This is a genomic window from Microbispora sp. CSR-4 (assembly GCF_008033685.1).
GTDB lineage: Bacteria > Actinomycetota > Actinomycetes > Streptosporangiales > Streptosporangiaceae > Microbispora.
Genome location: NZ_VJVX01000132.1, coordinates 1 through 4185, shown reverse-complemented (window position 1 = coordinate 4185; position 4185 = coordinate 1). Strand labels below are relative to the sequence as shown.

Sequence of the window (4185 nt, the reverse complement as noted above, 5' to 3'; positions counted from 1 at the left end):
GCCGGCCTCACGCGGCAGGTAGAACTCCCCTTCCACGCCGCCGCCCTTGCCCGGGCGGACCCGCAGGAACCGCCGCCCGTAATCGGCCCGCTCATCCCGTTCTTCCCCATCGGGGTCCAGCACCGCCCGCAGATGGCGGCCGGCCTTGGCGACCTCCGCCGCCCCGGCCTTGCCCGCCAGGTCCACCAAGATCGGCTCCGCCAAGGTGGCCTGCTCGTCGGTTAGTCCGGCCACAGCGGCGCAGATGGCCTCCACCACCCCCGCCGCCAGCTCACCCGCAGCGAACTTCTCCCGCACCTTGGGGAGGCGCGGCAGTTCCGCCCCCAACGTGAGCAGGCGGCCAGCTCCGCCCACCGTCATCCCCCCGCTTGTGCGCAACCAGCAGCGGGTGGAGGCATGCCCATGCTGCCTGGCCTGCCCCGCCCGATGCACCCGCCCCACCCGGTCGGCCAGGGCGCTGGTGATCCGATCCCGGGCGAACAGCAACTCCTCCGCCTCGGCCAGGCACACATCCACGTCATCGGGAAGCGGGGTCAGCGCCAGCTCTTGGGCCACCTCACGAACCGACCCCACCACCACCCACGACGACCGCACACCACCCCGACCCCGACCACGGCCACGATCACGCCCACGATCACGCCCACCCACACCGCCGGAAGCACCCCCACCCGCACCGTCGGAAGCACCCGCACCCGCACTCGGGCCGGCCGCGCCAGGACCATCCGCGCCGGTGCCGTTCGTGCCAGCAGCGCCCGCGCCATCGGCAGCACCACGCGCGGCACCAAAGCCAGCGCCATCCGCGCCAGCGGCATCTCCACGGGCGGCACCCGCGTCAGGGCCATTCGCGCCAGCGGCAGCCGCACCATCACAAGCCCCGCGCACGGCACCGGCGGCAGCCGCGCCAGCGGCAGCCGCACCATCAGCATCCCCTCCACGGGCGGCATCGGCGTCAGATCCCGCACTGTCGGCGGCCCAACGCGCGGCGTTCGCGTCAACGCTGTCCGTGCCAGCACCGCTCATGCCAGCGGCATTCGTACCGGTGGCAGTCCCACGCGTGGCGTCCGCGTTGTCTGCCTCTGCGCCGTCGACAGCTCCACACGCGGTATCCGCGCCAGCGCCGTCCATTCCAACGGCATTCGCACCGGCGGCATCCCTACGCGTGGCGTCTGCGCTGTCGGTATCGGTGCCTGGGACGTCCGTGGTCTCGGCGCCTGGGGCGTCCGCCTCCGAGGCATCCGTGCTTGCGGTTCCGGGTGCGTCGGCGGGCCGCCGGGGCTCGAAGTTGATGATCGGGAAGGGATCGCGGGCGGATGAACCGTCGGACGACCACAGCGGCGAATTGGCGATCAGACGGTCCCACCAGCCGTCGTCAGGGGTGTTCGAATGAGGGGTGCGCTCGGTATCGATGTCGAACAGATCCATGACACCCCCCATCAAGAGATTAGAAAACTTGTATTAATTCTCTCGCGCCTTTGAGGCTAGTTCAAGATCAACTAGCAATCTCTTGGGATCACAGATTAGGGAGACCTTCCTGGTCGCGGCAGGGTTCGCCGCGGGCGGGCGAGCCCACGCCAAGAGATGCGGCCGACGCCCCTGAAGGCGACCCCGGAGACGACCCCGGAGACGACCGCGAAGGCGGCTACGAAGACGGCGACGGCCACAGAGATGCCCCGTTTGAGGTGGTCCGTCGAGGCTGTCCAGGATCGCGCCGAGGGAGCCCACGACGAACACACCGCCGATCTCGCTCCGAGGCATACCGAACAAGAACCGGCGTTTGCACCATTACCGATAGATCGGCACGAATATTGGGAACAAAAACGAAACGGTCGCCACAACGCTCTCACTTGACGGGATCCACATCTTTCCCATGTCAGGAGAGGCGGCGACCGGCAAATAGATGAGAGGATTCAGCAACGCTGAATAATCCGCCATTCCAACCGCAAACGCGACATCGGAGCCGAGCGCAGGGATTTCCCGCGCGAGATGCGATTCCGGTGGCGTTCGAATGGAATGCGGACCGTGCCGCCCGCGCCTTACCTCAGGCGTTCGAGCCGGGTTCGGGGCAGGCGGGACCTGTTCCCAATGCGCCGGTCGTCGCCCGGCCATTCGCGCCGGCCCCAGCACACGCCAGATCGTGTTAGCGCTAACATTTCGAGCTCGTCTTCGCCCTCCTCCACATCGAGAGATCGGCCGGTGGTGGTGGAGCGGAGCAAAGCCCAGGCGTGGGCATGGTGTCAAGTGGCGCGATACGCACACTCAAACGAGGAACTCGGCCCAAGGGCCACATCAGGGAATCTCGGCACTCACGGGCGAGCACGGCGCATGAAACTTTCATCCGATGACTGCGTTCCCCGATCAGACCGGCTGCAAGGCGGATCCGGGATCGGGGGCGATTTATGCGACGCCGAACCGGCGGAATCCTGCTCTTGACACAATTCGCCGGGTTTTTCACACTGAGCCCCGAGGCGGTCTCCCGTTGTCCGGTGGTGGTGCGCGGGGCGGAGAGCCGCCGTTCGCGACGCCCTCATGGTGTGCGCTCCCTTTCCCGCAAGCATGGCGTCCAGCGCTGAATGCCTCCGCGCTTCCCTTTGCCCGAAGTCATGGAGGCACGGGCGCACGCGCCGGTCGGTCACCTTCCGGTTCCCTCACCTCTGCCATCCCCAGTCGAATCGATTCCGAGTGTCACTGACCCCCATGGACTTGGAGAGCTGAATTGTCTGACTTCACCCGACGGCAAGTGCTGCGATTCGGCGCGGTCGGAGCCGGCGCCGCGCTGGCGCCGTTCCAGTGGACGGCGGCCGCCCGGGCCGCGGTGGCGGTCCCTCCCGAGGTGAGCGCCGCCAACGACCTGGCCCTCTGGTACGACGAGAGCGCCGGCACCGACTGGCTGCGCGCACTACCGATCGGCAACGGCCGGCTGGGCGCGATGGTGTTCGGCAACGTCGACACCGAGCGGTTACAGCTCAACGAGGACACCATCTGGGCAGGCGGGCCGTACGACCAGAGCAACACGAGGGGCGCGGGGGCTCTCGGGCAGATCCGGCAACTGGTCTTCCAGAACCAGTGGAGCCAGGCCCAGAGTCTCATCGACCAGAACATGCTGGGCAACCCCTCGGCCCAGCTGGCGTACCAGACCGTCGGCAACCTGCGGCTCGCCTTCGGCAACAGCAGCGGGGTCTCGGACTACAGCCGGGTCCTGGATCTGACCACCGCCACCACGACCACGACGTACCTGCAGAACGGCGTGCGCTACCGGCGTGAGGTGTTCGCGAGCGCGCCGGACCAGGTGATCGCCATCCGCCTCACCGCCGACAGGGGCGGCTCGATCACGTTCTCCGCGACGTTCGACAGCCCGCAGCGGACCACGCGCTCCAGCCCGGACGGCACGACGGTGGCGCTCGACGGCGTGTCCGGCGACCAGCGAGGTCTGGCGGGCAAGGTCAGATTCCTGGCGCTGGCCCGGGCCGTCGCCAACGGCGGCACGGTCAGCAGCTCCGGCGGCACGCTCCAGGTTCGCAACGCCGACAGCGTGACCGTGCTGATCTCCATCGGCTCCAGCTACGTGAACTACAGGGACACCAGCGGTGACTACCAGGGCATCGCGCGAGGCTATCTCAACGCCGCCAACGGCAGGACGTACGACGACCTGCGCGCCCGTCACGTCGCCGACTACCAGCGGCTGTTCGGGCGCACCACACTCGACCTCGGCCGCACCTCGGCGGCCGACCAGCCGACGGACGTGCGGATCGCGCAGCACGCGAACACCAATGATCCGCAGTTCTCGGTGCTGCTGTTCCAGTTCGGCCGCTACCTGCTGATCTCCTCCTCACGGCCGGGGACCCAGCCGGCCAACCTCCAGGGCATCTGGAACGACTCCCTCAGCCCGTCGTGGGATTCCAAGTACACGCTGAACGCGAATCTGCCGATGAACTACTGGCCCGCCGACACGACGAACCTGTCGGAGTGCTACGAGCCGGTGTTCAGAATGATCAACGACCTCACGGTCACCGGCGCCCGCACGGCTCAGGTCCAGTACAACGCCGGCGGCTGGGTCACCCATCACAACACCGACGCGTGGCGCGGCAGCTCGGTCGTCGACGGCGCGTTCTGGGGCATGTGGCAGACCGGCGGCGCGTGGCTGGCCACCATGATCTGGGACCACTACCTGTTCACCGGCGACGTCGA

General features: G+C 68.0%; 3 protein-coding genes. 1 reads left to right on the top strand and 2 read right to left on the bottom strand.

Annotation, left to right across the window (positions count from 1 at the left end):
* A partial coding sequence (locus FLV34_RS38785) for a DUF222 domain-containing protein (RefSeq protein WP_187280866.1) occupies positions 1-555 on the bottom strand: 555 nt, incomplete at its 3' end.
* Complete coding sequence (locus FLV34_RS41025; protein ID WP_187280865.1) at positions 534-944, bottom strand: hypothetical protein; 411 nt, start codon at positions 942-944, stop codon at positions 534-536. The genes FLV34_RS41025 and FLV34_RS38785, both read right to left, overlap by 22 nt.
* A 1793-nt stretch (positions 945-2737) precedes the next feature.
* Here FLV34_RS41025 and FLV34_RS38775 point away from each other — a divergent pair.
* Positions 2738-4185, top strand: a 1448-nt coding sequence (locus tag FLV34_RS38775; protein ID WP_222709795.1) for a glycoside hydrolase N-terminal domain-containing protein, incomplete at its 3' end; no start/stop codon positions are given.